Raw genomic sequence first — 23,909 nt, 5'->3', positions numbered from 1 at the left:
GAAAGCGTTGGGTCAGTCGACACAAAGGGTGAATGTCAGTCCGCATTCGCGAGCAAGCCCGCTCCCACATTGGTTTTGTGTAGGTTCGATAGGTTGCGGTAGCTGGCGCCCGGGTGGTTCGCGCCCAACCGTGCACCGTCGCCAAACAGCTTTTCGCGCAAGGTGCCCTGGGCATACTCGGTCTTGTACACCCCGCGTTTCTGCAGCTCCGGCACGAGCAGGTCCACAGCGTCGATGAAGGTTTCGTGGGTCAGCGCGTAGGCCAGGTTGAAGCCGTCCACGTCGGTCTCTTCGACCCATTCCTGGAGCAGGTCGGCCACAGTTTCCGGGCCACCGACGAACAGCGGACCAAAGCCACCGATTCCAACCCAATCGGCCAGTTCGTTCGGCGTCCAGACCTTGTTCGGGTCCGCCGTGGAGAAGGCTTCCACCGCCGATTGAATGGCGTTGGTGTGCACGTGCTTGAGCGGCTCGTCGGGCTTGAACTGGCTGAAGTCGATGCCGGTCCAGCCAGAGATCAGCGCCATGGCACCTTCATAGCTGACGTAGGATTTGTATTCCTCGAACTTGGCCTTGGCCTTGGCGTCGGTCTCGCCGACGATTACGGTCTGCAGGTTGAAGATCAGGATTTTCTTCGGATCACGCCCGGCCTCGGCCGCCCGACGGCGGATGTCGGCGACGGTCTTTTTCAGCAGCACCTTGGACGGCGCGGCAACGAATACGCATTCGGCCTGCTCGGCGGCGAACTGCTTGCCACGGCTGGACGCGCCCGCCTGGTAGAGCACCGGTGTGCGTTGGGGCGACGGCTCGCACAGGTGAATGCCGGGCACCTGGAAGTGTTTACCGACGTGGCGGATCTCGTGGATCTTGCTCGGGTCGCTGAAGATCCGCCGTTCGCGGTCACGCAACACCGCGCCCTCCTCCCAACTGCCTTCCCAGAGCTTGTAGCAAACCTCTAGGTATTCCTCGGCGTAGTCGTAGCGCGCGTCGTGTTCGGTCTGGGCTTTCTGGCCGAGGTTCTTGGCGCCGCTTTCCAGGTAGGAGGTGACGATGTTCCAGCCGACGCGACCCTTGGTCAGGTGATCCAGGGTCGAGAGGCGACGTGCAAACGGGTACGGGTGTTCGAACGACAGCGAAGCGGTCAGGCCGAACCCCAAGTGCTCGGTGACCAGCGCCATCGGCGCGATCAGGGACAGCGGGTCATTGACCGGCACCTGCGCCGCCTGCCGAATCGCCGCGTCGCCATTGCCGTTGTACACGTCGTAGATGCCGAGCACGTCGGCGATGAACAGGCCATCGAACTTGCCACGCTCGAGGATCTTGGCCAGGTCGGTCCAGTATTCCAGGTCCTTGTACTGCCACGAGCGGTCACGGGGGTGCGCCCACAGGCCAGGGGATTGGTGGCCGACGCAGTTCATGTCGAAGGCATTCAAGCGGATTTCACGGGCCATCAAAGCACTCCGTTGAGGTGGTAGTTGCCGACGATCCGGTATTTGGCACGCAAGGGATCATCAAGGCTCGACGGCAGCGTGGTGCGTTGGCCGGTCAGTTCGAATTCGGCGTTGCTGGCGGCAATCAGTGCTTCGGCGGCAGCGATCTGCGCTTCGGTGGCCGCGACGGGACTGGGGTGGGTTTCGGCGCGGTCCAGCAGCGCGGCGGCCACGTCGACGCGGATCTGCAAGTCGCCGAAACGGCTGATCACGTAGGGGTCGTCGCTTTTTTCAACGTGGCGGCGGGTGCTGTCCAGCAACTGGCGCGCAAGGTTCAATGCGGTCATAGGTAGTCCTCAGTTCCAGGCGTGGCGCGCAGGCTTCACGCCGTTGAGCACGAAATTGCCGATCAGGTGATATTTCCAGCGCGCCGGGTCGTGCAGGGTGTGGGTGCGGGCGTTGCGCCAGAAACGGTCAAGGTTGTGCTTGCCGGTGACCGAGCGGGTACCGGCCAGTTCGAAGAGTTTGCTGCTGGCGAGCAAGGCGGTTTCGGCCGACAGCACCTTGGCCTGGGCGACCACCAACGAGGCCTGGGCCACGCTGTCTTCACTGGGTTCAGCGAGGGCCCGGTCTACGGCCAGGCCCGCTTTGGCGAGGATGGCTTCGGTGCCGTGTACGCGCCATTGCAGATCGCCGATGGCGGCGATGGTGAACGGGTCTTGCCAGCCGTGATCCTGCTGGCTGTCGATCCAGGGCCGCGCCTGGCGGGCATAGATCTTCGCCTGTTCAAGGGCACCGACGGCGATGCCAGTATCCACCGCCGCCTGGATGATCTGTGAAATCGGGCCGTTGGCCGTTGGCTGATCGAAGGCCAGGTGAGCCGGGATCACCGCGCTGCGCGGCACCGTGACGCCGTCGAGGGTGACACCGCCGCTGGCGGTGGTGCGCTGGCCGAAACCGTCCCAGCTGTCGATCACGTTCAAGCCTTGGGCATCACGCTCGATGAACGCGATAAAGGCCTGATCCTTTTCGTTGTTGCCGACCGTGGGCACGATATGAGCAAACAGCGCGCCGGTGCAGTAGAACTTCTCGCCGTTGATTTGCGCGGTATCGCCGTGGAAGCGAATCTGCGTGTCGAAGGTGCCGGCGTTTTTGCTCTTGGCTTCGGAAAAGGCGTTGCCGAAGCGATAGCCTTGCAGGACTTTGCCGAAGTAATACTGCTTTTGTTCCTCCGTGGCGGTTTGCAGCAGGATATCGACCACACCCAGGTGGTTCTGCGGAATCTGCCCCAAGGACGGGTCGGCAGCGGAGATCAACTTGATCACCTCGGCCACCGTCACATAGGACACCTCGGCGCCGCCATAGGCCTTGGGAATGGTGATGCCCCACAAGCCGCTGGCAGAGAACTCGTCAAGCTCGGCCACCGGCAGGCGGCGTTCGCGGTCGCGCGCGCTGGCGTCGACGGCGAAACGCGCGGCCAGGCGGGTGGCGACCTCGATGGCCTCCGCGTCCGAGCGGATGATATGGGCAGGGTGTTGAGGGTGGGCTGACATGGGCCGACTCCAGGCTCCGATGGGATGACCTGGAGGATTGCAGGAGTCGTGCCTGAATTTATAACCTAATGAAATCAGTCAGTTGCTGACTAATCGGGTGTTTGGATGGCGTTTCAAACCAGCAAAGTGTCCATCCACTGTTGCCCGGCAAACAGTTAGATCACCACATTGCGCACGAAACGCACCGGCACGTCGCCGTCGTTGCGATAGCCGTGCACATGACGGCTGGCGAACATGTAGAACTCACCGGCGGCGACGCATTTGTCTTCATCCCCCACCAACAAGGTGAGACAACCTTCGAACACAAACAATTGCACGCTCCAGCCCTCCGGGTCTGGGTCGGGGCTGTAGCGATCGCCGGGTTCCAGGTGCATCTCCCACAACTCGACCTCGCGCCGCGCCGTGGCTTTGGCCAGCAACACCGCCTTGCTCCCGGGGATTTCACCGGCCCAGGCCAGTTCGTTGATGCGGCTGTGATCGGGGGCGTCCGGCGCCTGGATCAGGTCGCTGAACGCCACGTCCAACGCTTCGGCCACGCGGTCGAGGGTGGACAGGCTGACGTTCTTCTCCCCCGCCTCGATGGCCACCAGCATGCGCCGGCTGACCCCGGACTTTTCCGAAAGCGCGGTCTGGCTCAGGTCGGCGGCGTGGCGCAGGCGACGAACGTTCTGGCTGACGTGCTGCAGGACCGAGGCCCGTTGTGGATTTTCTTTGTGCACTATATTGCTCAATGGGTGGGTGTGCGCAGTATACTGCCCAGCGTGCGGCGCATTGTGCGGTCCGTGCCTTTCCCTTGCAAGACCGAGCCGCCATGACCACGCCGAACGCCTCACCTCGTTTCAACCGTTTCAGTAAAGCCGAATGCATCCTGGTGGTGATCACCATGATCTGGGGCGGCACGTTTTTGCTGGTGCAGCATGCAATGACCGTCAGCGGCCCGATGTTTTTCGTGGGCCTGCGATTTGCGGCGGCGGCGATTGTAGTGGGCTTCTTTTCCCTACGCACGTTGCGTGACCTGACCGTGTTCGAGTTGAAGGCCGGGGTGTTTATCGGCGTGGCGATCATGTTTGGCTACGGGCTGCAAACCATCGGTTTGCAGACGATCCTCAGCAGCCAGTCGGCGTTTATCACCGCTTTATATGTCCCGTTTGTACCGCTGCTGCAATGGGTGGTGCTGGGCCGTCGCCCGGGCTTGATGCCGAGCATTGGCATCATGCTGGCGTTTACCGGGCTGATGCTGCTGACCGGGCCTGCGGGCGCTTCGCTGAATTTCAGCCCCGGCGAGATCGCCACGCTGATCGGCGCGGTGGCGATTGCCGCTGAAATCATCCTGATCGGCGCCTTTGCCGGCCAGGTAGACGTGCGCCGGGTGACCGTGGTGCAACTCGCCACCGCGTCGGTGCTGTCATTCATGATGGTGGTGCCGATGGGCGAAGCGTTGCCGGGGTTCTCGTGGTTGCTGCTGTTCAGTGCCGTGGGCCTGGGCCTGACCAGTGCGGTGATCCAGGTCGCGATGAACTGGGCGCAGCAAAGCGTTTCACCGACCCGAGCCACGTTGATCTATGCCGGTGAGCCGGTGTGGGCAGGCGTGGTTGGGCGAATTGCCGGTGAGCGCTTCCCGCCGATAGCAATGCTGGGTGCGGCGTTGATTGTGGCAGCGGTGATTGTGAGCGAGATGAAGACCAAGGGGCAGAGGGCAGCAGAGCGAGAGGATGCGTTGGAGCAGGAACGCATCGGTTAAGGCCCACCGAACACCCGGCTTTTGATCTGCTTTGCTTTTGACCTTGATCTTGATCTTGATCCAAGGCGCCCCGTCAACCACGCTGGCCGAACGCAGGCTTGAATCCGTGGGTGACCCGGCAGGACGCCGGGTTAGCCGTCCTGGGCCAGGGATGGCCCATGACGGCGGCCCACGGATTCAAGCCGGAGAGAGGGCACACCGAGCCTAGGCGAGGTGCCGAGGGGTGGGGCGAAGCGTTTTTGGTTACTTTTGGCGCTCTTCCAAAAGTGACCCGCTGTAAGAGCGGAACCATAAGTGGCCGTTACCGCAGGAACGGATATGTACACAGACATACCGCTATCGCAGGCAAGCCAGCTCCCACATTTGACTGATTTATACCTGATAGAACCGGGTTGGCTGGATGGCCGTCATCGCGGGCAAGCCCGGCTCCCACAGGGATCGGATTCCAATTATTGACTACGGTGCACAGTGCCAAGTAGGCATTTTCGGCCTACCTTGTAGGATCCTGCCACATGTTGCCGTTTGGTGATCGTGAAAGCGGCACGTATGATGCATCCCAAACTCCCGCAGATTAGAAGCCTATGTCCCTGATAGTTCTACTGCTTCTGCCATTCATTGGCAGCTGTCTGGCGGCCATGCTGCCGCACAATGCACGTAACACCGAATCCCTGTTGGCCGGCCTAGTGGCCCTGGTCGGCACCCTTCAAGTCGCCCTGCTCTACCCCCAGATCGCCCACGGTGGCGTGATCCGCGAAGAATTCATGTGGTTGCCCAGCCTCGGGCTGAACTTCGTGTTGCGCATGGACGGGTTTGCCTGGCTGTTCTCGATGCTGGTGCTGGGCATCGGCACGCTGGTGTCGTTGTATGCGCGCTACTACATGTCGCCGGACGACCCGGTGCCGCGTTTCTTTGCGTTTTTCCTGGCGTTCATGGGCGCCATGCTTGGCCTGGTGATCTCCGGCAACCTGATCCAGATCGTGTTCTTCTGGGAACTGACCAGCCTGTTCTCGTTCCTGCTGATCGGCTACTGGCACCACCGCGCCGATGCACGGCGTGGCGCCTATATGGCGTTGATGGTCACCGGCGCGGGCGGCTTGTGCCTGCTGGCGGGCGTGATGTTGCTGGGGCATATCGTCGGCAGCTATGACCTGGACCAGGTGCTGGCGGCGGGCGATCAGATTCGCGCGCATTCGCTGTACCCGGTGATGCTGGCCCTGGTGTTGATCGGCGCCTTGAGCAAAAGCGCGCAGTTCCCCTTCCACTTCTGGCTGCCCCACGCGATGGCAGCGCCCACGCCCGTATCGGCGTACCTGCATTCGGCGACGATGGTGAAGGCCGGCGTGTTCCTGCTGGCCCGCCTGTGGCCGTCGCTGTCCGGCAGCGAAGAATGGTTCTACATCGTCGGCGGTGCCGGCGCGCTCACCCTGCTCCTCGGCGCTTACTGCGCCATCTTCCAGAACGACCTCAAGGGCCTGCTGGCCTATTCCACCATCAGCCACCTCGGCCTGATTACCTTGCTGCTGGGCCTCAACAGCCCGCTGGCCGCCGTCGCCGCCGTGTTCCACATCCTCAACCATGCCACCTTCAAGGCCTCGTTGTTCATGGCGGCGGGGATCATCGACCATGAAAGCGGCACCCGCGACATTCGCAAGCTCAGCGGCCTGGTGCGCCTGATCCCGTTCACCGCCACGCTGGCGATGGTTGCCAGTGCGTCCATGGCCGGGGTGCCGTTGCTCAACGGTTTCCTGTCCAAGGAAATGTTCTTTGCCGAGACCGTCTTTATCTCCTCGACCGCCTGGGTGGAGTTCGCCCTGCCGGTGATCGCCACCATCGCGGGCACGTTCAGCGTCGTCTACGCCCTGCGCTTTACCGTCGATGTGTTCTTCGGCCCTACTGCCACCAACCTGCCCCACACGCCTCACGAACCGCCACGCTGGATGCGTGCGCCGGTTGAACTGCTGGTGTTCACCTGCCTGCTGGTGGGGATCTTCCCGGCCCAGGTGGTGGGATCGATCCTCGCGGCGGCCGCCTTGCCGGTGGTCGGCGGCGTGCTGCCGGAGTACAGCCTGGCGATCTGGCACGGCTGGAACGCGCCGATGATCATGAGCCTGGTGGCCATGAGTTGCGGCGTGGTGCTGTACCTGGTGCTGCGCAAGCAACTCAAGCGCGGCCGCTTCAAATACCCGCCGATCATCAGCTACTTCAACGGCAAGCGCATGTTCGAGCGTTGCCTGGTGGTGATGATGCGCGGGGTGCGCAAGATCGAGAAACGCATCAGCACCAAGCGCCTGCAGACCCAGCTGTTCCTGCTGGTGCTGGTGGCGGTGGTCGGCGGCATGATCCCGATGCTTAACAGCGGCCTCAGCTGGGGCGATCGCCCGAAAATCCCGGGTTCCATCGTGTTCGTCACCTTGTGGCTGTTGGCAATTGCCTGTGCCCTCGGCGCCGCCTGGCAAGCCAAGTACCACCGGCTGGCAGCCCTGACCATGGTCAGCGTGTGCGGCCTGATGACCTGCGTCACCTTCGTATGGTTCTCGGCGCCGGATCTGGCGCTGACCCAGTTGGTGGTGGAAGTGGTCACCACCGTGCTGATCCTGCTGGGCCTGCGCTGGCTGCCACGGCGGATCGAAGAAGTGTCGCCACTGCCCAGTTCCTTGCGCAAGGCGCGCATCCGTCGTCTGCGCGACTTCCTGCTGTCCACCGTGGTCGGTGGCGGCATGGCGTTGCTGTCCTACGCGATGCTGACGCGCCAGACCCCCAACGACATCTCCTCGTTCTACCTCAGCCGCGCGCTGCCCGAAGGCGGCGGCAGCAATGTGGTGAACGTGATGCTGGTGGACTTCCGGGGCTTCGACACCCTCGGTGAAATCACCGTACTTGGCGCTGTGGCGCTGACGGTCTATGCGCTGCTACGACGATTCCGTCCATCCAAAGAGAGCATGGAGTTGCCGCCACAACAGCGTCAGCTGGCGCCGGACGTGGCCACCGACCTGGTTAACCCGCGCCAGGCCAGCGACACCGCCCTGGGCTTCATGATGGTGCCGGCGGTGCTGGTGCGCCTGCTGCTGCCGATTGCGCTGGTGGTGTCGTTCTACCTGTTCATGCGCGGCCACAACCAGCCGGGCGGCGGGTTTGTCGCCGGTTTGGTGATGTCGGTGGCGTTCATCCTGCAATACATGGTGGCCGGCACGCAGTGGGTCGAGGCGCAGATGAGCCTGCGGCCGATGCGCTGGATGGGCTTCGGCCTGCTGTCTGCAACCCTCACCGGGCTCGGCGCGCTGTTGGCCGGTTACCCGTTCCTCACCACCCACACCTGGCATTTCAGCCTGCCGCTGCTGGGTGATATCCATATCGCCAGCGCGCTGTTCTTCGACGTCGGCGTGTACGCGATGGTGGTTGGCTCGACGCTGTTGATGCTCACCGCCCTCGGCCACCAGTCGGTGCGCGCGCACAAACCGAGCAACCAGGCCAAAGCCGTGGCCGCCACAGAAGGAGCCGCCTGATGGAAGAAGTCATCGCAATTGCCATTGGGGTCCTGGCGGCCTCCGGCGTGTGGTTGATCCTGCGACCACGGACCTTCCAGGTGGTCATGGGCCTGTGCCTGTTGTCGTATGGGGTCAACCTGTTCATCTTCAGCATGGGCAGCCTGTTCATCGGCAAGGAGCCGATCATCAAGGACGGCGTGCCGCAAGACCTGCTCAACTACACCGACCCCCTGCCCCAGGCGCTGGTGCTCACGGCCATCGTGATCAGCTTTGCCATGACCGCCTTGTTCCTGGTGGTGCTACTTGCCTCCCGGGGCTTGACCGGCACGGACCATGTGGACGGCCGGGAGCCCAAGGAATGACGTGGATGAATCAACTGATCGTCGCGCCGATCCTGCTGCCGCTGATGACTGCTGCGCTGATGCTGATGCTCGGCGAAAAACGCCGCCCGCTGAAAGCACAGATCAACTTGGTCTCCAGCATCATCGGGTTGGGCATCGCGATCCTGCTGCTGTACTGGACGCAAAAAGGCGGCCCCGGCTCGATTGGCGTGTACCTGCCGGGTAACTGGCAGGTGCCGTTCGGCATCGTGCTGGTGGTGGACCAACTGTCGGCGCTGATGCTGGTGCTCACCGGCATCATCGGCGTGAGCGCGCTGCTGTTCGCCATGGCCCGCTGGGACCGCGCGGGCACCAGTTTCCACGCGCTGTTCCAGGTGCAGATGATGGGCTTGTACGGCGCCTTCCTCACCGCCGACCTGTTCAACCTGTTTGTGTTCTTCGAGGTGCTGCTGGCGGCGTCCTACGGCTTGATGCTGCACGGCTCGGGCCGGGCGCGGGTGTCGGCGGGGCTGCATTACATTGCAATCAACTTGCTGGCGTCGTCGTTGTTTTTGATTGGCGCGGCGATGATCTACGGCGTGACCGGCACGCTGAATTTCGCCGACCTGGCATTGAAAATCCCGTTGGTGCCGGAGGCTGATCGCGGTTTGCTTCACGCCGGTGCGGCGATCCTGGCGACGGCCTTCCTGGCCAAGGCCGGCATGTGGCCGCTGAACTTCTGGCTGGCACCCGCCTATTCTTCGGCAAGTGCGCCCGTGGCGGCGATGTTCGCGATCATGACCAAGGTCGGCGTGTACACCGTGCTGCGCCTGTGGACCCTGCTGTTCTCCGGCCAGGCCGGTGCCTCGGCACTGTTTGGCGGCGACTGGCTGGTGTACGGCGGCATGGCGACCATCATCTGCGCCGGCCTGGCGATGGTGGCAGCGCAGCGGCTGGAGCGCATGGCCAGCTTGAGCATTCTGGTGTCGGCGGGGATCTTGTTGTCGGCCGTCGGCTTTGCTCAGCCAAGCTTGACCGCTGGTGCGCTGTTTTATCTGGTCAGCTCGACACTGGCGTTGAGCGCGCTGTTCCTGCTGGCCGAGTTGATCGAGCGTTCGCGCTCGGCCAACGACCTGCCGCTGGATGAAGAAATCGATGCGCTGCCCAAGGCCATGGAGTCCCTGCACCCGCGTCCTGGGGTGAACCTCGACGATGAACAGCAAGCGGTAGTCGGCCAGGTGATTCCCTGGACCATGGCGTTCCTGGGCTTGAGTTTTATCGCCTGCGCCCTGCTGATCATCGGCATGCCGCCGCTGTCCGGGTTCATCGGCAAGCTCAGCCTGCTGAGTGCACTGGTCAACCCGCTGGGCTTGGGCGTCAGCATCGATGCGCCGATCCGCCCTGCGGCGTGGGGCCTGGTGGCGCTGCTGATCCTCTCTGGCCTGGCCTCGTTGATCGCCTTCGCGCGCCTGGGCATCCAGCGTTTCTGGACCCCGGAAGAGCGCCCTTCGCCACTGCTGCGGCGCTACGAGTGCGTGCCAATTTTCTTCCTGCTCGGCCTGAGCATCCTGCTGACCTTCAAGGCCGAACCGCTGATGCGCTACACCCAGGACACCGCCGTCAGCCTGAACAACCCGGAACACTACGTGATGGCGGTGATGGCGACGCGCCCGGTGCCGAGCCCTGAAGCCAAGGCCGCCGCGCTGGAGGTGCAACCATGAAGCGCCTGCTCCCTGCCCCGTGGCTCTCGTTGGCGTTGTGGTTGTTGTGGCTGGTGCTCAACCTGTCCGTGAGCCCCGGCAACCTGTTGCTGGGCGCGGTGCTGGGGTTCCTGGCACCGCTGATGATGGCGCCGTTGCGGCCGTTGCCGATCCGCATTCGCCGTCCCGGGGTGATCATTCGCCTGTTCTTCCTGGTGGGTCGCGATGTGATCGTCTCCAACCTGCAAGTGGCCTGGGGCGTGCTGATGTGCGGCTCCCGCCCGCCGCGCTCGCGCTTTATCAAGATTCCCCTAGACCTGCGCGACCCCAACGGCCTGGCTGCACTGTCGATGATCACCACCGTGGTGCCCGGCACCATCTGGTCGGAACTGGCGCTGGACCGCAGCATCCTGCTCTTGCACGTGTTTGATCTTGAGGAAGAAGCGCCCTTTATCGAGCACTTCAAGTCCACTTACGAGCGGCCCCTGATGGAGATCTTCGAATGAGCGCCCTGCTCTCCAATGCGATCCTGTTCAGCCTGTTCCTGTTCTCGCTGGCGATGGTGCTGACGCTGATCCGCCTGTTCAAAGGCCCGTCGGCCCAGGACCGGGTACTGGCACTGGACTACCTTTACATCCTGGCGATGCTGATGATGCTGGTGCTGGGCATTCGTTACGCCAGTGACACCTACTTTGAAGCGGCGTTGCTGATTGCGCTGTTCGGCTTCGTCGGCTCGTTTGCCCTGGCGAAATTCCTGCTGCGTGGCGAGGTGATTGAATGATGCCGTTATGGGTGGAAGTGATCGTGGCGGTGCTGCTGGTGCTCAGCAGCGTATTTGCGCTGATTGGCGCGGTCGGGTTGCTGCGCATGAAAGACTTTTTTCAGCGCATGCACCCGCCGGCACTGGCCTCGACGCTGGGCGCCTGGTGTGTGGCGTTGGCGTCGATTATCTATTTTTCGGTGCTCAAGTCCGGGCCGGTGTTGCACGGGTGGTTGATCCCGATCTTGTTGTCGATCACGGTGCCGGTGACCACGTTGTTGTTGGCGCGTACAGCGTTGTTTCGTAAGCGTATGGCGGGTGATGATGTGCCGGCTGAGGTCAGCAGCCGTCGCTAATCCCTCAGGCAAACACTGTAAAAAATGTGGGAGCGGGCTTCCTCGCGAATACGGTGTATCAGAAACACATACAGTGACTGACACTCCGCTTTCGCTTTCGCGAGCACGTCCGCGCCCACATTTGAATTGGAGATACAGCGAGGACGTACTGCGATGAGCAAAATCTACACACCCGCCACCGCTGCCGCCGACGTCGAGACCACCCTCAACTGGCTCGGTGGCCGTTGGAAGCTGATCATTTGTTCCACCTGTTCGGCGGCCAGGTACAGCGCTATTCCGACCTTGAACGCCTGATCCCGGATATCTCGCAAAAGATGCTCGCCCAACAACTGCGCCAGCTCGAAGCCGATGGCCTGGTGCACCGCACGGTCTACCCGGTGGTGCCGCCGAAAGTCGAATACCGCATGACCGAGTGGGGCCAGCGCCTATGCCCGGTGCTGGATGGCCTGCTCAAGTGGCAGGACGCAAAACCTATCGTTTAAACGGTGGGCACCGTACCGCCGTCAATCACATACTCGGTGCCACTGATCGAAGCGGCGCGCGGTGACACCAGGAAGGCGATCAAGTCGGCGACTTCTTGTGGTTTGGCCGGTCGCCCCAAGGGAATGCCACCCAGCGCCTGCATAATGATCTGCTTGCCACCTTCGTAATCTGTACCCGCCTGATCCGCCAGGCGTTCTGCCAAGGCGACTGCCGCGTCCGTCTCCACCCAACCCGGCGACACACGCACCACCCGCACCCCCTTGGGCGTGACCTCTTTCGACAGGCTCTTGCTGTACGTCGCCAATGCCGCCTTGGCAGCGGCATACGCCGTGGTCGATTCCGGCAACGGCAATTCCCGCTGAATCGACGTGACATGAATAATCACCCCGGCCCCTCGCTCGACCATCCCCGGCAACAAGGCCCGATCCACCCGCACCGCTGCCATCAGGTTCTGGTTCAGTGCATTCGACCACTGCTCATCGTCCAACACGGCAAAGCCGCCGCCCGGCGCACTGGAACCGCCGAGCACATTGACGATGATATCGACGCCACCAAACTGCGTTTTCACCGCATCAGTAGCGCGGGCACACCCGGCAGCCGTGCCGAGGTCGGCTGCAATGAAATGCACGCCTTCAGGCGGTGAATCGTTGGCCGAGCGTGCAATCGAAATGACCTCGACGCCTTGCTCGCGCAATGCCGCGACTACTGCCGCACCGATGCCTTTCGTTCCACCGGTAACCAAGGCACGAAGGCCTTTCAAGCCGAGATCAAAACTCATGGGGTGTACTCCTGGGTAGATAAAGACCGCAGGATAGGAGCGCGCCAGACACGCCACAAGAACGCACAGAAAGGTAATGGGCTTACCGAAAAGTTAGGATTGGGATTTAAAGGGCTTCGCACCTGCGTGACATAGGCTCGGTAAAAACCGTGGGAGCTGGCTTGCTCTCACATTGGGTTTGGCGCTAGGCGAAGGATCGGATTCTGGCCGCCAACTCTGCCAACTCGGTATCGTCCGCCCGCACATGATCATGGGATGAGATATAGCCTTCATACGCCTCAAAGAACTTCTCCACCTTCGAACTCAACGGCTTGAACGCACTGTCCGAGCCCGTTCCATGCATGGGAAATAACTTCGCATGCAGGTGATCCACACCGTAGCCTTCAAGCATCATCCCGGTGCGTGCCACATCGGGAAACGCGCGGTCGATCTGCAATGCCGTCCTCTTCGCCGCGACTGCCAGCGCGGCCAACACTTCATCCGACTGCGCAAACGCATAGCTACCGTAATGCTGCTTGGGGATTACCACGCTGAAACCCGGGGTGTTGGGGAAAATTGAGAGGAAGGCCATGTGCTGGTCGTCTTCCCACAGGATGTGAGCTGGGGAGGTCTTTTTAACAATGCTGCAGAAAATACAATCCATTTTAATCACTGCCCTTTTCGTCGTGGATTTGATCGTAGACTTATCTAAAGCCACGATTCGGCACACGTCAAAACAAATAGGAAAAAGGAGAAACATCCCACATGGAAATCAAGTGTTCGGTATTTATCGCAGCCAGCGTTGACGGTTTCATTGCACGGCCTGACGGCGACATCGAGTGGCTTCACCGCCCGGAATATGAAATCGCCACCTTGAATGGCGTGACGTATGAACACTTCATCACCCGCGTCGATGCCTTGGTCATGGGCCGCAAGACTTTAGAGAAAGTCCTGTCCTTTCCCGAGTGGCCTTATGAGGGGTTGCCGGTCATCGCGCTATCTCGCCAGGCGCTGGAGATTCCCGCGCATCTACAGGACAAGGTGGAAGTGCTGGCGGCGGATGTGGGCACACTGGTCAAGCAGTTGGCCGAGCGTGGCTTGAAGCATCTGTATATCGACGGCGGGCAGACGATCCAGGCGTTTCTTGAGGCGGGCCTGATCGACGAGTTGATCATCACGCGAATCCCGGTGTTGCTGGGGCAAGGCATTGCGTTGTTCGGCGTGATCGGCAGCGAGCACGCGCTTCGCCATCTCGGCACGGACGTATCGGCAAACGGCTTTGTGCAGAGCCGCTATGCCATCGCAAAGACCTGAAACCACACACCTGTAGGAGCTGGCTTGCCGGCGATGGCGTACTCTGGGCCGACTAAGATGCTGAGTACATATCCATTTCTGCGGTAACGGCTGCTATGGGTTCCGCCCTTACGGCGGCTCACTTTTGAACAGCCCAAAAGTAAGCAAAAGGCTCTTGCCCCACCACTCGGCACCTTGCCTGGGCTCGGTGTGCCCGAACGCAGGCTTGAATCCGTGGGCCGCCGTCATGGGCCATCCTTGGCCCAAGACGGCTAACCCGGCGTCCTGCCGGGTTACCCACGGATTCAAGCCTGCGTTCGGCCAGCGTGGTTAACGGGGCGCCTCAGATCAAAATCAAAAGCAGACGCGGCGGCCTTAGAGCCGACCGGTGAAGTTTGCCGACCGCATTCCCTGTAGGAGCCGGCTTGCCGGCGATGCAGACACCTCGGTCTGTGGATCAGGTACACCGAGCAGATGCCATCGCCGGCAAGCCGGCTCCTACAGTGGATCTAGCAAGCCGTTAAAATGATGTGCAAAAAAAACGCCCCGAACCAGTCGGGGCGTTTTTTTGTTCAGCGTTTACCGATCAAGCCTGATCAGCCAAGCGCCAGGTGGTACCACCCTTCCCGTCTTCCAACACCACCCCCATGGCGGTGAGTTGGTCGCGGATACGGTCGGATTCCGCCCAGTCCTTGTTGGCGCGTGCAGTCAGACGCGCCTGGATCAGCGCATCCACTTCAGCCGCATCCACACGCCCTTCAGCGCCGGCTTGCAGGAAGTCCTCAGGCTTCATTTGCAGAACCCCGAGCACGCTGGCCAATTCTTTCAGGCGAGCCGCCAGGCCCGCCGCGGCGTCGAGATCGCTCTCGCGCAGGCGGTTGATCTCGCGCACCATCTCGAACAGCACCGCGCAGGCTTCCGGGGTGCCGAAGTCGTCGTTCATGACTTCGGTGAAGCGGGCCACGAAGGCTTCGCCGCCGGCCGGCGCTACGGTCGGCAGGCCTTTCAACGCGTGGTAGAAACGCTCCAGGGCGCCCTTGGCGTCCTTGAGGTTGTCTTCCGAGTAGTTGATGGCGCTGCGGTAGTGGCTGGACACCAGCAGGTAACGCACAACCTCCGGATGGTACTTTTCCAGCACGTCGCGAATGGTGAAGAAGTTGTTCAAGGACTTGGACATCTTCTCGCCATTGATGCGGATCATGCCGCAGTGCATCCAGGCGTTGGCGTAGGTCTTGCCGGTGGCCGCTTCGCTCTGGGCGATTTCGTTTTCGTGGTGCGGGAACTCCAGGTCGCTGCCGCCGCCATGAATATCGAAGGTCTCGCCCAGGCAGCAGGTGGACATCACCGAGCATTCGATGTGCCAGCCCGGACGCCCGGCGCCCCATGGCGACTCCCAGCTCGGCTCGCCGGGCTTGGTGCCTTTCCACAGCACGAAGTCCAGGGGGTCCTGCTTGGCTTCGTCCACTTCGATACGTGCGCCGATGCGCAGGTCTTCGATCTTCTTGCGCGACAGCTTGCCGTAGCCCATGAACTTGGCGACGCGGTAGTACACGTCGCCATTGCCCGGGGCGTAGGCGTAACCCTTGTCGATCAGGGTCTGGATCATCGCGTGCATGCCCGGGATGTGGTCCGTGGCACGCGGTTCCATGTCCGGCTTGAGGATGTTGAGGCGCGCCTCGTCCTCGTGCATCGCGGCGATCATGCGCTCGGTCAGCGCGTCGAACGACTCGCCGTTTTCGTTGGCGCGGTTGATGATCTTGTCGTCGATGTCGGTGATGTTGCGCACGTACGTCAAGTCATAGCCGCTGAAACGCAACCAGCGGGTCACCAGGTCGAAGGCAACCATGCTGCGGCCGTGGCCGATGTGGCAGTAGTCGTACACGGTCATGCCGCACACGTACATGCGCACCTTGTTGCCATCCAGCGGCTTGAAGACTTCTTTGGTCTTGCTGAGTGTGTTGTAGATCGTTAGCACAACGGCTTCCTTAGAGAATCACTGGCCCCACGAATCACGCAAGGTCACGGTACGGTTGAATACCGGGCGACCGGGTTTCGAGTCCTTGATATCTGCGCAGAAGTAACCTTCGCGCTCGAACTGGAAACGGTCTTCCGGCTGTGCTTCGCCCAACGAGGGTTCGGCACGACAACCAGTGAGTACTTGCAGGGAGTCAGGGTTGATGTTGTCGAGGAAGCTGGCGCTGTCTTCGGCCTTCTCAGGGTTCGGCGAACGGAACAGGCGATCGTACAGACGCACTTCGCACTCGATGCTGGCCGCAGCCGGTACCCAGTGGATCACGCCTTTGACTTTGCGGCCTTCCGGGTTCTTGCCCAGGGTGTCCGGGTCGTACGAGCAACGCAGTTCGACGATGTTGCCGTCGGCGTCCTTGATCGCTTCGTCAGCACGGATCACGTAGCTGCCACGCAGGCGCACTTCGCCGGCCGGTTCCAGGCGCTTGTAGCCTTTTGGCGGCTCTTCCATGAAGTCATCGCGGTCGATGTAGATTTCGCGGGCAAACGGCAGCTTGCGCACGCCGAGTTCTTCTTTCTGCGGATGGCGCGGCAACTCGAGGTTGTCGACCTGGCCTTCTGGGTAGTTGGTGATCACGACTTTCAACGGACGCAGCACGCACATGGCGCGCGGGGCGTTGGCGTCGAGGTCCTGGCGGATGCTGAATTCGAGCATGCCGTAGTCGACCACGCCGTCGGAACGGTTGGTGCCGACCATTTCGCAGAAGTTGCGGATCGAGGCAGGGGTGTAGCCACGGCGGCGGAAGCCCGACAGCGTGGACATGCGCGGGTCGTCCCAGCCGTGCACGTGCTTCTCGTCAACCAGCTGCTTGAGCTTGCGCTTGCTGGTGATGGTGTAGTTCAGGTTCAGGCGGCTGAACTCGTACTGACGCGGCTGCGCGGGAACCGGCAGGTGCTCCAGGAACCATTCATACAGCGGACGATGGCTTTCGAACTCCAGGGTGCAGATGGAGTGGGTGATGCCTTCGATGGCGTCCGACTGGCCGTGGGTGAAGTCGTAGTTGGGGTAGATGCACCACTTGTCGCCCGTCTGGTGGTGATGGGCGTGGCGGATGCGGTACATGATCGGGTCGCGCAGGTTCATGTTCGGCGAGGCCATGTCGATCTTGGCACGCAATACGCGGGCGCCGTCCGGGAACTCACCGGCGCGCATGCGGGCGAACCAGTCCAGGTTCTCTTCCACCGAACGGTCGCGGAACGGGCTGTTCTTGCCCGGCTCGGTCAAGGTGCCACGGTATTCCTTGGCCTGTTCCGGGCTCAGGTCGTCGACATAGGCCTTGCCGGCCTTGATCAGTTCGATGGCCCAGTCGTGCAACTGGTCGAAGTATTGCGAGGCATAGCGCACTTCACCGGACCATTCGAAGCCCAGCCACTTCACGTCGCTTTCGATGGCGTCGATGTATTCCTGGTCTTCCTTGGCCGGGTTGGTGTCGTCGAAACGCAGGTGCGTGACGCCACCGAACTCCTGGGCCAGGCCGAAGTTCACACAGATCGACTTGGCGTGGCCGATGTGCAGGTAACCGTTGGGCTCTGGCGGGAAGCGGGTGACGATCTGCGTGTGCTTGCCCGAATCCAGGTCCGCCTGGATGATCGGGCGCAGGAAATTGACCGGGACGGCAGGTCCGGCCTTGGCATTCGAGGTAGGGTCGACAGTGGGCTTGCTCATAGGATCCTTGAACAGACAAGTACGTGGCCGGGCTAGGCCGACAAAACAAAGGCGATATCATAGCCGATGCTGTCAAGCACCTGACAGAGCGAGGCCGAAAACTGCTGCATTTATTGCATGGGCGGTAAAAAACCACCTCGAAATTCCTGCAGGTCACGCTAAACTGCGCGCCTTGGCCGTCGTTTAGCCATACCGGTCGTGGTGCCCCGGGCACCCAAACCCACGAATTCCCTGAAATAGAGTAGTGAACATGACTCAAGTCAAACTGACCACCAACCACGGTGACATCGTCATCGAGCTGAACGCCGAGAAAGCGCCGATCACCGTCGCCAACTTCATCGAGTACGTGAACGCCGGCCACTACGAAAACACCGTTTTCCACCGTGTCATCGGTAACTTCATGATCCAGGGCGGCGGTTTCGAGCCAGGCATGAAAGAAAAGAAAGACAAGCGCCCAAGCATCCAGAACGAAGCGGACAACGGCCTTTCCAACGACAAGTACACCGTCGCCATGGCCCGTACCATGGAGCCGCATTCGGCCTCCGCGCAGTTCTTCATCAACGTCGCCGACAACGCCTTCCTGAACCACAGCGGCAAGAACGTGCAGGGTTGGGGCTACGCGGTATTCGGTAAAGTCACCGAAGGCCAGGACGTCGTCGACAAGATCAAAGGCGTGCAGACCACCGGTAAAGCCGGCCACCAGGACGTTCCGGTAGAAGACGTTATCGTCGAGAAAGCCGAGATCATCTAAGCGTGATCCTGCTTATTTCAGATTTGCATCTGGAAGAGGAGCGCCCGGACATTACCCGGGCGTTTCTGGATCTGCTCCACGGCCGCGCCCGTGGCGCCCAGGCGTTGTACATTCTGGGGGACTTCTTTGAAGCCTGGATTGGCGACGACGGCATGACCCCCTTCCAGCGTTCGATTGGCGAGGCTCTGCGTGAGCTGAGCGACAGCGGCACCCCGATTTTCATCATGCACGGCAATCGCGATTTCCTGATCGGCAAGGTGTTCTGCAAAGCCGCAGGTGCCACCTTGCTCAAGGACCCGAGTGTCGTGCAGCTCCATGGCGAGCCCGTGCTGTTGATGCACGGCGACAGCCTCTGCACCCGCGACGTCGGCTACATGAAGCTGCGACGCATCCTGCGCAACCCCATCGTGCTGTTCATCCTGCGCCACCTGCCGCTAAGCACCCGCCACAAGCTGGCGCGCAAGCTGCGCAGTGAAAGCCGTGCGCAGACGCGCATGAAGGCCAACGACATCGTCGATGTGACCCCCGAGGAAGTGCCACGGGTGATGCAGCAGTTTGGCGTGCGCACCCTGGTCCACGGCCACACCCACCGCCCCGCCATTCATAAGTTGCAGATTGGCGACCAGGCGGCCAAGCGCATCGTGCTGGGGGATTGGGACAAGCAAGGGTGGGCGTTGCAGGTGGATGAGCAAGGGTTTCAACTGGCGGCGTTTGATTTTGTGAACCCGCAGTTGGCGTTGCCTGGGGCCTGAACCCAAAGCCCAACACCGATCAAAATGTGGGAGCTGGCTTGCCTGCGATAGCATCACCTCGGTGTATCAGATGTACCGAGGTGTCTGCATCGCAGGCAAGCCAGCTCCCACAGGGGATTGCATTCCACTCTTTGTAGATCAGTGGCCGGAAGCTTCCGGCCCCGCCTTCGCACCAAACGGCGGCTTGGCCAGCCACACCAGTAACATCAAGGCCATGAACATCCACCCCAGCAACGTGAAGTAGTCCACGGTGGACATCATGTACGCCTGGCTGGTGAGGATCTGGTCCAGCTGCGCATAGGCCTTGTGCCCTGCCCCACCCAGCGCTTGCAACGCATCGCGAGTCGCCGAGTCGTAGGTGGTCATGTTCTCGCTCATGTAGGCATGGTGCTGGTCCGCCCGGCGAATCCAGATCCAGGTGGTCAGCGACGCCGCGAAGCTGCCGCCCAAGGTCCGCAGGAACGTTGCCAGGCCCGCGCCGTCGGCGATCTGGTGCGGCGGCAGGTCGGACATCAGGATGCTCAGGGTCGGCATGAAGAACAGCGCCACGCCAATGCCCATGAACAGCTGCACCAGGGCGATGTGCTGGAAGTCCACCTCATTGGTGAAGCCCGCCCGCATAAAGCAGCTCAAGCCAATCGCCAGGAACGCCAGGCCCGCCAGCAGGCGCAGGTCGAACTTGTGCGCGTACTTGCCCACGAACGGCGACATCAGCACCGGCAAGATACCGATCGGCGCCACCGCCAGGCCCGCCCAGGTGGCGGTGTAGCCCATCTGGGTTTGCAGCCATTGCGGCAGGATCAGGTTGATGCCGAAAAAGCCCGCGTAACCCAGGATCAACACGATGGTGCCGATGCGGAAGTTGCGGTAGGCGAACAGCCGCAGGTTGACCACCGGGTGCTTGTCGGTCAGTTCCCAGATGACGAACACCGCCAGGGCGATCACCGAAATGGCCGCGCCGATGATGATGAAGTTGGACTCGAACCAGTCCAGGTCATTGCCCTTGTCGAGGATGATCTGCAAAGCCCCCACCCCGACGATCAAGCTCAGCAGGCCGACGTAGTCCATCGGCTGGTAGCTGGTTTCCACTGGACGTTTCTTCAACTGCGAACGCACCACCATCACCGCAAAGACGCCGATGGGCACGTTGATGAAGAAGATCCACGGCCAGCTGTAGCTGTCGGTGATCCAGCCACCGAGGATCGGCCCGGCAATCGGCGCCACCACCGTGACCATCGCCAGCAGTGCCAGGGCCATGCCGCGCCTGGCCGGCGGGTAGACCGCAATCAGCAGCGTCTGGGTCATGGGGTACAACGGCCCGGCCACCAGGCCTTGAATGACGCGAAAGGCGATCAGCTCGGGCATGGAGGTGGAAATGCCGCACAGGAACGAGGCCAGCACGAACAGCATGGTCGCCCACAAAAACAGCTTCACCTCACCAAAGCGGCGGCTCAGCCATCCGGTGAGCGGCAAGGCAATGGCGTTGCTCACCGCAAACGAGGTGATCACCCAGGTGCCCTGCTCCGAACTCACGCCCAGGTTGCCGGAAATGGTCGGCAACGCCACGTTGGCGATGGTGGTGTCGAGCACCTGCATAAAGGTCGCCAGCGACAGGCCAATAGTGGCCATCAACAGGCTGGGTGGCGTGAAGGAGGCGTTATTGCTCATCAGCGTTGCACAGCCTTGGGTGCGGCGAGGCTGTTGTCATGGATCAGTTGGGTGATCATGGCGTCGGCTTCGGCCAGTTGGCGGTCGTACACGTTGGTGGTGAACGAGGCTTTTTGCGGCGCTTGTTGCGCCAGTACCGGGCCGCTCTGGTCGTGCAGGTCAACATTGACCACTGTCGACAAGCCTACCCGCAGCGGGTGCTTGGCCAGTTCGTCGGCGTTGACGTGGATGCGCACCGGTACCCGTTGCACGATCTTGATCCAGTTACCGGTAGCGTTCTGCGCAGGCAGCAGGGCAAACGCGCTGCCGGTGCCGGCGCCGAGGCTGTCGACGGTGCCGCTGAACTTCACGTCGCTGCCGTAGATGTCCGACTCGATGTCCACCGGCTGGCCGATGCGCATGTTGCGCAGCTGGGTTTCCTTGAAGTTGGCGTCGATCCACAGCTGGTCCAGCGGGATCACGGCCATCAAGGCAGTGCCTGGCTGTACGCGTTGGCCCAGTTGCACGGTGCGTTTGGCCACATAGCCGGTGACCGGCGCGATCAGGGTGCTGCGCGCATTGGTCAGGTAGGCCTGGCGCAGTTGGGCGGCCGCAGCCTGCACATCCGGGTGCGACGAAATCACCGTGTCATCCACCAGCGCGCTGCTGGTCTTGAACTGTTGCTGCACGTTGGCCAAGGCGTTTTGCGCCGAGGTCAGGTCGTCGCGGGCGTGGGACAGTTCTTCCTGGGAAATCGCGCCACCGGCAGCGAGGTTCTTACGACGGTTGTAGTTGTCCTGGGCCTTTTGCACGTTGGCTTGTTGCGCCAGCACCTGGGCCTTCATGCCGTCGACATTGCTGTACAAGCCGCGCACCTGGCGCACGGTGCGGGCCAGGTTGGCCTGGGCACTTTGCAGGGCGACGGCGGCGTCGTTGGGGTCGAAGTTGATCAGCACTTGGCCTTCGTGGACCAGGTCGCCATCGTCGGCGCCGATGCTGACCACGGTGCCGGTGACCAGCGGGGTGATCTCCACCACGTTGCCGTTCACATAGGCGTCATCGGTGCTTTCATTGAAGCGGCCGTAGAGTTCATACCAACCCCACACGCCAACGATGCCGAGGATGACGATCAGCGCCAGGCCGATCAGCATCACCTTGCGCTTGCGTGGGTTGGTGTCTTTTTCTGTTGCGGCGTTGCTGTCGGCAGTGGCCATGACTAATACCTCACATTATTCCGTACGCGTTGCTGGGGTGGCCGCTGCCACGTTTGCGGCGTTGTATCCGCCACCCAGGGCCTGCATCAATTGAATCGACAGATCGATCTGCGCAGCATTCAGAGTCGCCAGCTGACGCTGGGCCTGCAGCAATTGCTGCTCGATACTGAGCACATCCAGGTAGTTACCGATGCCGGAGCTGTAGCGCTGCACACCGGTGTCGTAGGACTGCTGGGCGATGTCCGCGGCGTGTTGCTGGGCCTGGATCTGCCGACCGGTTTCGCGCAATTGCACCAGGCTGTTGCCGATATCGCCCAGGGCCTGCACCAGGGTCTTGTTGTACTGCGCCACCGCCAGGTCGTAGTCGGCGTCGCGGGCATCGAGGTCGGCGCGCAGGCGGCCGCCGTCGAAGATTGGCAGCGAGAGGGTCGGCGCAATGCTGAAGAAGCGGCTGGCCGAACCGAACATCGCGTCGCCCAGCAACGACTCGGCCCCGGCGCTCGCACTCAGGTTGAGGTTGGGGTAGAAGCGGGTCTTGCTCGCGGCCACGTTCTTGCTCGCGGCCTCTACGCGCCAGCGGGCGGCGATCAGGTCAGGGCGACGGCCCAGCAGCTCGGCCGGCAACACCGAGGGCACGGCCACGGCGCTGGGCTTGAGCACGTTGGGCCGGGCCAGTTCGCCGCCCCGGTCCGGGCCTTTGCCGAGCAACACTGCCAGGGCGATCTTGGCGCTCTGCAGTTGTTTTTCCGCATCGATCAGTTGCGACTCGGAGCTGGCTTCCAGGCTCTCGGTCTGCTGGTACTGGTACTGGCTGTCGATGCCTGAATTCAGGCGGCGCTTGCCCAGGTCGAGCATCTGGCGGGTGCGCTTGAGGTCGTCGTTCGCCAGGTCACGCACGATGTGCGCCTGGCCCAGGTCGCTGTAGGCCTTGGCCACGTTGGCAGCCAGGGTCAGCCGTGCGGCCTGTTGGTCGACTTCGGCGGCGCGGGCCTGGCCCAATGCGGCTTCCCAGGCGGCACGCTGGCCACCCCACAGGTCGAAGTTGTAATTGAAGCTGGCGCCGATATTACGCACGGTGGCGTAGGCATCGCCTTCACCGCGCGGGTCCTGGTCCTTGGCCAGGCGCGAACGGCTGACGCCGGCGCTGGCGTCCAGGGTCGGCATACGTGCGGCATCGGCAGCAAAGGCGGCGGCTTCGGCCTGGTGGGCACGGGCGCTGGCCACTTGCATGTCGGGGCTGTTTTGCAGGGCTTCCTGGATCAGGCCGTCGAGCTGAGGGTCGCCCAGGCTCTTCCACCAGTCGGCGGTGGGCCAGGCGGCTGGCGACAGCGTCACGCCGCTCAGGGATTTACCGGTTTGCAGGGTGTTGGCGTCGAGGCGTTGGCCCTGGGTGTCGAGGCCGCTGAAGTTGGCACAACCGGCCATGCTCATCGCCACCAGCACCAGGCTCAGTGCACGCGTTTTCATTGGTTACCTACCCGCTGGATGACGATGGCGTCACCGGCAGCTACTAGAATTTTCGTGAGGATCCTTTCCAGGATCTGCAACTCGCCGGGCTCCAGGGCGCCGGCCAGTTCGTTCATCGACTGCGCGCCAATGTGCGGCAGCATGTCTGCCAAGCGCTGGCCGTCTTCGGTCAGCACCAGCCGGACCTGGCGCCGGTCCTGGTCGGAACGCTGGCGGGCCAGCAAGCCCTTTTGTTCCAGGCGGTCGAGCATGCGGGTCATGGAACCGCTGTCCAGGGACAGGTTGCGGCACAGTTCGGCCGGGGTATCGACGTCGAACTGGGCAATGATGATCAACACCTTGAACTGCGCGGCCGTGACGCCGTGGGGTTCCATGTGGGTGTCGATAATGCGGTCCTTGAGCAGCGCCGCCCGACCCAGTAGCAGGCCGAGGTGGCAGTTGCGGAAGCTGTCAGGGGTGAAGTGGGGCATCGGAAGTCACCTTATTACTGCCTAGGCAGTGAATGT

At 62.0% G+C, this 23,909-nt stretch carries 22 protein-coding genes and 1 pseudogene; 11 read left to right on the top strand and 12 right to left on the bottom strand.

Translation table 11 applies throughout. The features are described from left to right. Positions 1-35: 35 nt before the first annotated feature. The 4 genes from ACVWVP_RS22525 to ACVWVP_RS22510 all read right to left on the bottom strand — a co-directional run bounded on the left by ACVWVP_RS22525 (position 36) and on the right by ACVWVP_RS22510 (position 3,702). Positions 36-1,451, bottom strand: a complete 1,416-nt coding sequence (locus ACVWVP_RS22525; protein WP_457408109.1) for an LLM class flavin-dependent oxidoreductase — start codon at positions 1,449-1,451, stop codon at positions 36-38. Next, entirely contained in the window at positions 1,451-1,777 is a 327-nt protein-coding gene (locus ACVWVP_RS22520; RefSeq protein ID WP_457408107.1) for an acyl-CoA dehydrogenase, read from the bottom strand. The genes ACVWVP_RS22525 and ACVWVP_RS22520 overlap by 1 nt, the downstream gene beginning before the upstream one ends. Positions 1,778-1,786: 9 nt before the next feature. Next, positions 1,787-2,983 (bottom strand): SfnB family sulfur acquisition oxidoreductase, encoded by a 1,197-nt coding sequence (locus ACVWVP_RS22515; protein ID WP_457408105.1) that lies wholly within the window; start codon positions 2,981-2,983, stop codon positions 1,787-1,789. A 155-nt stretch (positions 2,984-3,138) separates the two neighbouring features. After that, positions 3,139-3,702: a helix-turn-helix domain-containing protein gene (locus ACVWVP_RS22510; protein WP_178921250.1), complete on the bottom strand. Its 564-nt coding sequence runs from the start codon at positions 3,700-3,702 to the stop codon at positions 3,139-3,141. A gap of 92 nt (positions 3,703-3,794) precedes the next feature. Between ACVWVP_RS22510 and ACVWVP_RS22505 the strand changes: the two genes are divergently transcribed. From ACVWVP_RS22505 to ACVWVP_RS22470, 8 genes and pseudogenes are all read left to right on the top strand, one after another. Continuing rightward, positions 3,795-4,724 (top strand): DMT family transporter, encoded by a 930-nt coding sequence (locus ACVWVP_RS22505; RefSeq protein ID WP_178921248.1) that lies wholly within the window; start codon positions 3,795-3,797, stop codon positions 4,722-4,724. A 581-nt stretch (positions 4,725-5,305) separates the two neighbouring features. Next, a complete protein-coding gene (locus ACVWVP_RS22500) occupies positions 5,306-8,227 on the top strand; it encodes a monovalent cation/H+ antiporter subunit A (RefSeq protein WP_178921246.1) in 2,922 nt (973 codons plus the stop codon). Further along, positions 8,227-8,571, top strand: a complete 345-nt coding sequence (locus ACVWVP_RS22495) for a Na+/H+ antiporter subunit C (protein ID WP_003192163.1) — start codon at positions 8,227-8,229, stop codon at positions 8,569-8,571. The genes ACVWVP_RS22500 and ACVWVP_RS22495 overlap by 1 nt, the downstream gene beginning before the upstream one ends. Continuing rightward, complete coding sequence (locus ACVWVP_RS22490) at positions 8,568-10,250, top strand: monovalent cation/H+ antiporter subunit D (protein ID WP_178921244.1); 1,683 nt, start codon at positions 8,568-8,570, stop codon at positions 10,248-10,250. Before ACVWVP_RS22495 ends, ACVWVP_RS22490 begins: the two co-directional genes overlap by 4 nt. Next, the gene (locus tag ACVWVP_RS22485; RefSeq protein ID WP_457408101.1) at positions 10,247-10,735 is read left to right on the top strand and encodes a Na+/H+ antiporter subunit E; all 489 of its coding nucleotides are present in this window, start codon (positions 10,247-10,249) and stop codon (positions 10,733-10,735) included. Before ACVWVP_RS22490 ends, ACVWVP_RS22485 begins: the two co-directional genes overlap by 4 nt. Continuing rightward, complete coding sequence (locus tag ACVWVP_RS22480) at positions 10,732-11,010, top strand: K+/H+ antiporter subunit F (RefSeq protein WP_005789171.1); 279 nt, start codon at positions 10,732-10,734, stop codon at positions 11,008-11,010. The genes ACVWVP_RS22485 and ACVWVP_RS22480 overlap by 4 nt, the downstream gene beginning before the upstream one ends. Beyond that, positions 11,007-11,345, top strand: coding sequence for a Na+/H+ antiporter subunit G (locus ACVWVP_RS22475; RefSeq protein WP_016969635.1), 339 nt, complete (start codon positions 11,007-11,009; stop codon positions 11,343-11,345). The genes ACVWVP_RS22480 and ACVWVP_RS22475 overlap by 4 nt, the downstream gene beginning before the upstream one ends. Before the next feature lie 153 nt (positions 11,346-11,498). Then, positions 11,499-11,827 (top strand): annotated as a pseudogene (locus tag ACVWVP_RS22470) (winged helix-turn-helix transcriptional regulator). On the opposite strand, the gene ACVWVP_RS22465 reads toward ACVWVP_RS22470, so the two are convergent. Continuing rightward, the gene (locus ACVWVP_RS22465; RefSeq protein WP_259175269.1) at positions 11,824-12,606 is read right to left on the bottom strand and encodes an SDR family oxidoreductase; all 783 of its coding nucleotides are present in this window, start codon (positions 12,604-12,606) and stop codon (positions 11,824-11,826) included. The pseudogene ACVWVP_RS22470 and the gene ACVWVP_RS22465 sit on opposite strands and share 4 nt — an antisense overlap. A gap of 184 nt (positions 12,607-12,790) precedes the next feature. Further along, positions 12,791-13,249 carry an HIT family protein gene (locus ACVWVP_RS22460; RefSeq protein ID WP_457408144.1) on the bottom strand — a complete coding sequence of 153 codons (459 nt, stop codon included), beginning with the start codon at positions 13,247-13,249 and terminating at the stop codon, positions 12,791-12,793. Positions 13,250-13,350: 101 nt separating this feature from the next. Here ACVWVP_RS22460 and ACVWVP_RS22455 point away from each other — a divergent pair, with 101 nt between their 5' ends. Next, positions 13,351-13,899, top strand: coding sequence for a dihydrofolate reductase family protein (locus tag ACVWVP_RS22455; RefSeq protein WP_457408098.1), 549 nt, complete (start codon positions 13,351-13,353; stop codon positions 13,897-13,899). 565 nt (positions 13,900-14,464) lie between these two features. Here ACVWVP_RS22455 and cysS read toward each other — a convergent pair. Both cysS and ACVWVP_RS22445 read right to left on the bottom strand, forming a co-directional pair. Continuing rightward, entirely contained in the window at positions 14,465-15,853 is a 1,389-nt protein-coding gene (gene cysS / locus ACVWVP_RS22450; protein ID WP_457408096.1) for a cysteine--tRNA ligase, read from the bottom strand. Between the two features lie 18 nt (positions 15,854-15,871). Next, complete coding sequence (locus ACVWVP_RS22445) at positions 15,872-17,572, bottom strand: glutamine--tRNA ligase/YqeY domain fusion protein (RefSeq protein WP_178918899.1); 1,701 nt, start codon at positions 17,570-17,572, stop codon at positions 15,872-15,874. Between the two features lie 250 nt (positions 17,573-17,822). Here ACVWVP_RS22445 and ACVWVP_RS22440 point away from each other — a divergent pair, with 250 nt between their 5' ends. Together ACVWVP_RS22440 and lpxH are read left to right on the top strand one after the other, a co-directional pair. Next, entirely contained in the window at positions 17,823-18,323 is a 501-nt protein-coding gene (locus tag ACVWVP_RS22440) for a peptidylprolyl isomerase (protein ID WP_123717841.1), read from the top strand. 2 nt (positions 18,324-18,325) lie between these two features. Then, positions 18,326-19,075, top strand: coding sequence for a UDP-2,3-diacylglucosamine diphosphatase (gene lpxH, locus ACVWVP_RS22435; protein WP_457408092.1), 750 nt, complete (start codon positions 18,326-18,328; stop codon positions 19,073-19,075). Between the two features lie 138 nt (positions 19,076-19,213). On the opposite strand, the gene ACVWVP_RS22430 is transcribed toward lpxH, so the two are convergent. Genes ACVWVP_RS22430 through ACVWVP_RS22415 form a run of 4 tightly spaced genes read right to left on the bottom strand, consistent with a single transcriptional unit; the run spans position 19,214 to position 23,873 of the window. Next, positions 19,214-20,743: a DHA2 family efflux MFS transporter permease subunit gene (locus ACVWVP_RS22430; RefSeq protein ID WP_178918895.1), complete on the bottom strand. Its 1,530-nt coding sequence runs from the start codon at positions 20,741-20,743 to the stop codon at positions 19,214-19,216. Continuing rightward, entirely contained in the window at positions 20,743-21,936 is a 1,194-nt protein-coding gene (locus ACVWVP_RS22425; RefSeq protein WP_178918894.1) for an efflux RND transporter periplasmic adaptor subunit, read from the bottom strand. The genes ACVWVP_RS22430 and ACVWVP_RS22425 overlap by 1 nt, the downstream gene beginning before the upstream one ends. A 15-nt stretch (positions 21,937-21,951) precedes the next feature. After that, complete coding sequence (locus ACVWVP_RS22420) at positions 21,952-23,403, bottom strand: efflux transporter outer membrane subunit (protein WP_178918893.1); 1,452 nt, start codon at positions 23,401-23,403, stop codon at positions 21,952-21,954. Next, positions 23,400-23,873 carry a MarR family winged helix-turn-helix transcriptional regulator gene (locus ACVWVP_RS22415; RefSeq protein ID WP_457408088.1) on the bottom strand — a complete coding sequence of 158 codons (474 nt, stop codon included), beginning with the start codon at positions 23,871-23,873 and terminating at the stop codon, positions 23,400-23,402. The genes ACVWVP_RS22420 and ACVWVP_RS22415 overlap by 4 nt, the downstream gene beginning before the upstream one ends. Between the last annotated feature and the right edge of the window lie 36 nt (positions 23,874-23,909).

This window comes from Pseudomonas sp. TE24901, from assembly GCF_054058375.1.
This window is presented reverse-complemented; position numbering and strand designations above follow the sequence as displayed.